Origin of the sequence: Streptomyces lonarensis, assembly GCF_012033735.1 — a bacterium.
GTDB classification, from domain to species: domain Bacteria; phylum Actinomycetota; class Actinomycetes; order Streptomycetales; family Streptomycetaceae; genus Streptomyces; species Streptomyces lonarensis.
Genome location: NZ_JAAVJD010000310.1, coordinates 1 through 5,013, shown reverse-complemented (window position 1 = coordinate 5,013; position 5,013 = coordinate 1). Strand labels below are relative to the sequence as shown.

The following is a 5,013-nucleotide window of genomic DNA, read 5'->3' as shown; positions in this document are numbered from 1 at the left end:
GGCCGACGGCGGGCGGCTGAGCCGACCGCCGCGGCCCGGACGGCTCAGCGGCCGGTGCCGCCGTAGACGACGGCCTCGTCGCTCTCGGAGTCGAGACCGAACGCGGTGTGCACGACGCGGACCGCCTCGTTGACGTCGGCCTCGCGGGTGACGACCGAGATGCGGATCTCCGAGGTGGAGATCAGCTCGATGTTCACCCCGGCGTTGGACAGCGCCTCGAAGAAGGTCGCCGTCACGCCCGGGTTGGTCTTCATCCCGGCGCCGACCAGCGAGATCTTCGCGATCTGGTCGTCGTAGCGCAGCGACTCGAAGCCGATGGCGCCCTTGCGCTTCTCCAGCGCGCCGATGGCGGTGGGGCCGTCGGTCTTCGGCAGCGTGAAGGAGATGTCGGTGAGCCCCGTCGCCGCGGCGGAGACGTTCTGCACCACCATGTCGATGTTGATCTCGGCATCGGCGACGACGCGGAAGATCGCCGCGGCCTCGCCCGGCTTGTCGGGGACCCCGACGATCGTGATCTTCGCCTCGGAGGTGTCGTGCGCGACACCGGAGATGAGCGCCTGCTCCATCGGCTGGTTCCCTCGCGGTTCGTTGCTGACCCAGGTGCCCTGCAGTCCGGAGAAGGACGACCGCACGTGGATCGGGATCTGATAGCGGCGTGCGTACTCGACACAGCGGTGCAGCAGCACCTTGGAGCCGGAGCTTGCCAGCTCCAGCATCTCGCCGGCCGAGATCCAGTCGATCTTTCGTGCCTTGGGCACGACCCGCGGGTCGGCGGTGAAGACGCCGTCCACGTCGGTGTAGATCTCGCAGACCTCTGCATCGAGGGCGGCGGCGAGCGCGACGGCGGTGGTGTCGGAACCGCCGCGGCCCAGCGTGGTGATGTCCTTGCGCTTCTGGGAGACGCCCTGGAAGCCCGCGACGATCGCGATGTTCCCGTCGTCGACCGAGCTCTTGATGCGGCCCGGCGTGACGTCGATGATCCGCGCCTTGTTGTGCACGGAGTCCGTGATGACACCCGCCTGGCTGCCCGTGAAGGACTGCGCCTCGTGGCCCAGGGATTTGATGGCCATGGCCAGCAGGGACATGGAGATGCGCTCACCGGCGGTCAGCAGCATGTCGAACTCGCGCCCCGACGCGACCGGCGACACCTCCTTGGCGAGGTCGATCAGCTCGTCCGTTGTGTCACCCATCGCGGACACCACGACGACGACCTGGTGGCCGCCCTTCTTGGTGTCGACGATCCGCTTGGCAACGCGCTTGATGCCTTCGGCATCGGCAACGGAGGAGCCGCCGTACTTCTGCACGACAAGGCCCACGTGTGCTCGCTCCTCGAATCAGTCTCGCTCTCCGGGCCCCCTCGCGGAGGACACCGGCCGGCTCAGCTTACCGAGCGGACACCTTTCGCCCATTTCGCCGCCACATCATGAGACGGTGTGCCCGCTCCGGGGTCACCCCTGCCCGCCCCACCAGGCGACACACCGAACGTGCGGCAGCTCACAGCGGCGAAACCACCCGTACGGGCGCATTACATCCGCGCACGGCACCTTCACATGCACCGCGCAGCGGCGCAACCGCCGGCCCAATCGGGGCACTCCCGGGGCGCGCGCCCCGGCCCGCGCGGGACGGGGCAGCCGTCGTGGGGCGTGACGGACGGCCGGTACGCAGTGACAGGCGGTGGCCGCGGCCGGCACCGGCGCGCCCGGCCCGCGCGGGCGGGACGGCATGGCGTGGGGGACGGGAACCCCGGGGGGCAGCGGGGCCCGGAACCGGACGGGGGCAACGACCGACGGAACAACCGACCGCGCCGTCCGCTGCACCTGGTGGGAGAGCGGACGGCGCGGTCACGGTGCACGGTCGGGTGCGGGGTCGTGGCGCGGCCCCTGCGGGGTGGCCCGGGGGCGTCAGGCCGGATCGGGACGCAGCCCGAGCGGCGCGGCGATCTCCACCGCCATCACCCGGCCCGCCTGACGCTCCAGGTCGCCGTCCTCCACCTCGGTGTCGGTGTCCAGCCCGTCGAGCTCGGCGAGCGGGGTGTCCAGCCGGACGTGCGCCACCAGCGACTGCACCGCGCGGAGCGCGGCGCCGGCGGTCGGCCCCCAGTTGGAGAGGTAGGAGAACTGCCACCACCACAGCGCCTCGCTGACACGGCCGGCCCGGTAGTGGGCCATGCCGTGCCGCAGGTCGGTGACGATGTCCGCGAGGTCGTCGGAGATCCGGCAGGCGACGGGCATCGCCCGCGGCACGTACGGGTCGAACACCTCGGAGTAGACGTCCACCGGTTCCAGCAGCCGGGCCAGGCCGTCGCGCAGCCCGTCCATGTCCGGCTCCGGCCCGGTGTCCGGCTCGTAGCGCTCCTCGGGAACCACGTCCTCGTGGGCGCCGAGGCGCCCGCCCGCGAGGAGCAGCTGCGAGATCTGGAGCAGCAGGTGGGGTACGGCGCTGTCGGGGTCGTCGCCCTTGGCGATCTCCGCGACGGCGATGATGAAACTCTCGATCTGGTCGGCGATCTGGACGGCGAAGGCGTCCGGGCCCTCGACGGCTGCGGTGACCGCCGCGGAGCCCACCGGCACGGCGGTGGGCGCGGGCCCGCCCGTCACGTCCAGGAGCTCGGTGGCGGTGAGTGCGGTCGGTGCGGTGGGTGCGGTCGTGGCATCAGACATCGAGTAGTCGCCTCCCCTCGAAGGCACGCCCCAGCGTGACCTCGTCGGCATATTCCAGGTCTCCCCCGACGGGCAGCCCGCTGGCCAGGCGGGTGACCTTCAGGCCGAACGAGCCGACCATGCGGGCCAGGTACGTGGCCGTGGCCTCGCCCTCCAGATTGGGATCGGTGGCCAGGATCAACTCGGTCACCGTGCCGTCGGCGAGGCGCGCGAGGAGCTCCTTGACCCGGAGGTCCTCCGGGCCGACGCCGTCGATCGGGCTGATCGCGCCGCCCAGCACGTGGTAGCGCCCCCGGAACTCCCGGGTGCGTTCGATGGCCACCACGTCCTTGGACTCCTCGACCACGCAGATGACCGAGGGATCACGCCGGGGGTCGCGGCAGACCCGGCACTGCTCGTCCTGCGCGACGTTGCCGCACACGGAGCAGAACCGGACCTTCGCCTTGACCTCGTTCAGCGTCTGCGCGAGCCGGCGCACGTCCACCGGATCGGCCTGGAGGATGTGGAAGGCGATCCGCTGCGCGCTCTTGGGACCGACGCCGGGCAGTCTGCCCAATTCGTCGATGAGGTCCTGGACCACGCCTTCGTACACGGATGCCTTCCTTGTTCTTCCCTTTGAACGTCGGTGGGTTTGAGGCTAGTTGTCCGGCCGCTCCACCGCTACCACGTGGTTGTCACTCACGCGGGTCAACCCTCGCCCCGTCCGCCCCGGCCACCCCACCGCAACGACGGCCGGACGGGCGCCCCGGGGCCGGTGCCGCGCCCCGGGGCGCGGTCGTCAGAAGGGCAGACCGGGGAGGCCGCCGCCGCCCATGCCCTGGGCCAGCGGGCCGAGCTTGGCCTGCTGGAGCTGCTGCGCGTTGTCGTTGGCGGCGCGCACCGCGGCCACCACCAGGTCGGCGAGGGTCTCCGTGTCGTCGGGGTCCACCGCCTTGGGGTCGATCTCCAGCGCCTTCAGCTCGCCCGCGCCGGTCACCACCGCCTTGACCAGGCCGTTGCCCGCCGAGCCCTCGACGGGGGTCTCCGCGAGTTCCTGCTGCGCCTGCGCGAGGTCCTGCTGCATCTTCTGGGCCTGCTGCAGCAACTGCTGCATGTCCGCCCCACCACCGGGAAACACGGCCGCTCCTGGGAGTCGATGAAAAGCACGTACCCCTTGAGCCTACGGTCTGCCGTCGCCGAGCACTCCCCGATGTCCCATTCGCGGGGGAACGCCCCGCCCGGCGGCCGTCCCGGGCCCGGTCCCGTTCTCTGCAGGCCCGGTCTCTGCAGGGGCCCGGTCTCAGCGGTGCGTCGGCAGCCGTCGGCGGGGCGGGGAGATACGCCGGACGAGGGGCGCGTCGCCGCGGACGGCGGGGGTCGCCGACGGATGAGATCGCGGACGGCGGGGTCGTGCGGTGCGGCCGCGGCCGGCGCTACTCGTTCTGGAACTGCTCGATGATCGTCGCGCCCAGGCCGTCGATGATCAGTTCCGGCCCGGAGAGGGCCTTCTCGTCCAGGTCGGCGTCGTCGTACGCCGGCATGTCGTCCTCGATGGCCACCGAGGGCGAGGAGGGGCGACCGGTCGTCGCCGCGGCTCCACCGGAGGCGGCGTAGCCCGCGCCGGAACCACCGGAACCACCAGGGCTGCCGCTCGCGCCGGGCCCGCCGTGCCCCCCGGGGGCCGACGCGGGGCGGCCGCCGTTCGGCGCACTCTGGCCGCCGCCCTGCCCCTGACCGCCGTACCCCTGCGCCTGGGAGGAGTAGCCGCCCGGGGCCTGGCCGTCGTGCGTCTGGCCGCCGCCGTGGTGACCCTGGCCGGCGTCCGGGCCCTGGCCTGCCGCCGGGCCGGGCTGCGGCGCGGGGGCGGCGGGCGGCGCGGTGGGCTGGGGCGGGGTGAAGCCCTGCGGGCCACCGCCGTACGAGCCACCGCCGCCGGGACCGGCCGGGGCGGAGCCACCGCCACCCTCGACGACGGCCTCGACCTTCCACTGGCCCCCCAGCACCTCGCCCAGCGCCTCGCGCAGCAGGTCGTCGCTGTTGCTGTTGACGAAGCTGTCGCGCGCGCCGGCGGTGGCGAACCCGATGCGCAGGGTGGAGCCGTCCTCGCCGCTGATGCGGGCGTTCTGGCTCAGCAGGATCCAGCTGAAGCGCCGCCGCTTCTTCACCGCGTCGAGCACCGCGTCCCAGCGCGGCTGGACCTGCGGAACCCCACCGGTCGCCATCGGCGGCGGAGCCTGCTGCGGCTCGGGTCGGTGACCGCCGGCCTGCTGCGGCGCGGCCGGGGCGGACTGCTGGACCGGGTGCTGGGCCGGCCGCTGTGCGGCGCCGCCCTGACCGGGCTGCACGGCACCCGGCCACGCCCCCGGTGCCGCGC

At 72.9% G+C, this 5,013-nt stretch carries 5 protein-coding genes; all 5 read right to left on the bottom strand.

Going from position 1 to position 5,013, the window contains the following annotated elements:
- Positions 1 to 44: 44 nt before the first annotated feature.
- The 5 genes from HCN56_RS23460 to HCN56_RS23440 all read right to left on the bottom strand — a co-directional run bounded on the left by HCN56_RS23460 (position 45) and on the right by HCN56_RS23440 (position 4,861).
- Positions 45 to 1,316 (bottom strand): aspartate kinase, encoded by a 1,272-nt coding sequence (locus tag HCN56_RS23460; protein WP_167935099.1) that lies wholly within the window; start codon positions 1,314 to 1,316, stop codon positions 45 to 47.
- 585 nt (positions 1,317 to 1,901) lie between these two features.
- On the bottom strand, positions 1,902 to 2,660 hold the full coding sequence (locus HCN56_RS23455) for a DUF5063 domain-containing protein (RefSeq protein WP_167974337.1): 759 nt from the start codon (positions 2,658 to 2,660) through the stop codon (positions 1,902 to 1,904).
- Entirely contained in the window at positions 2,653 to 3,252 is a 600-nt protein-coding gene (recR, locus tag HCN56_RS23450; RefSeq protein ID WP_167974335.1) for a recombination mediator RecR, read from the bottom strand. The genes HCN56_RS23455 and recR overlap by 8 nt, the downstream gene beginning before the upstream one ends.
- 186 nt (positions 3,253 to 3,438) lie before the next feature.
- Positions 3,439 to 3,777, bottom strand: coding sequence for a YbaB/EbfC family nucleoid-associated protein (locus tag HCN56_RS23445; protein WP_167974333.1), 339 nt, complete (start codon positions 3,775 to 3,777; stop codon positions 3,439 to 3,441).
- A gap of 295 nt (positions 3,778 to 4,072) precedes the next feature.
- Positions 4,073 to 4,861 carry a hypothetical protein gene (locus HCN56_RS23440; RefSeq protein ID WP_167974331.1) on the bottom strand — a complete coding sequence of 263 codons (789 nt, stop codon included), beginning with the start codon at positions 4,859 to 4,861 and terminating at the stop codon, positions 4,073 to 4,075.
- Between the last annotated feature and the right edge of the window lie 152 nt (positions 4,862 to 5,013).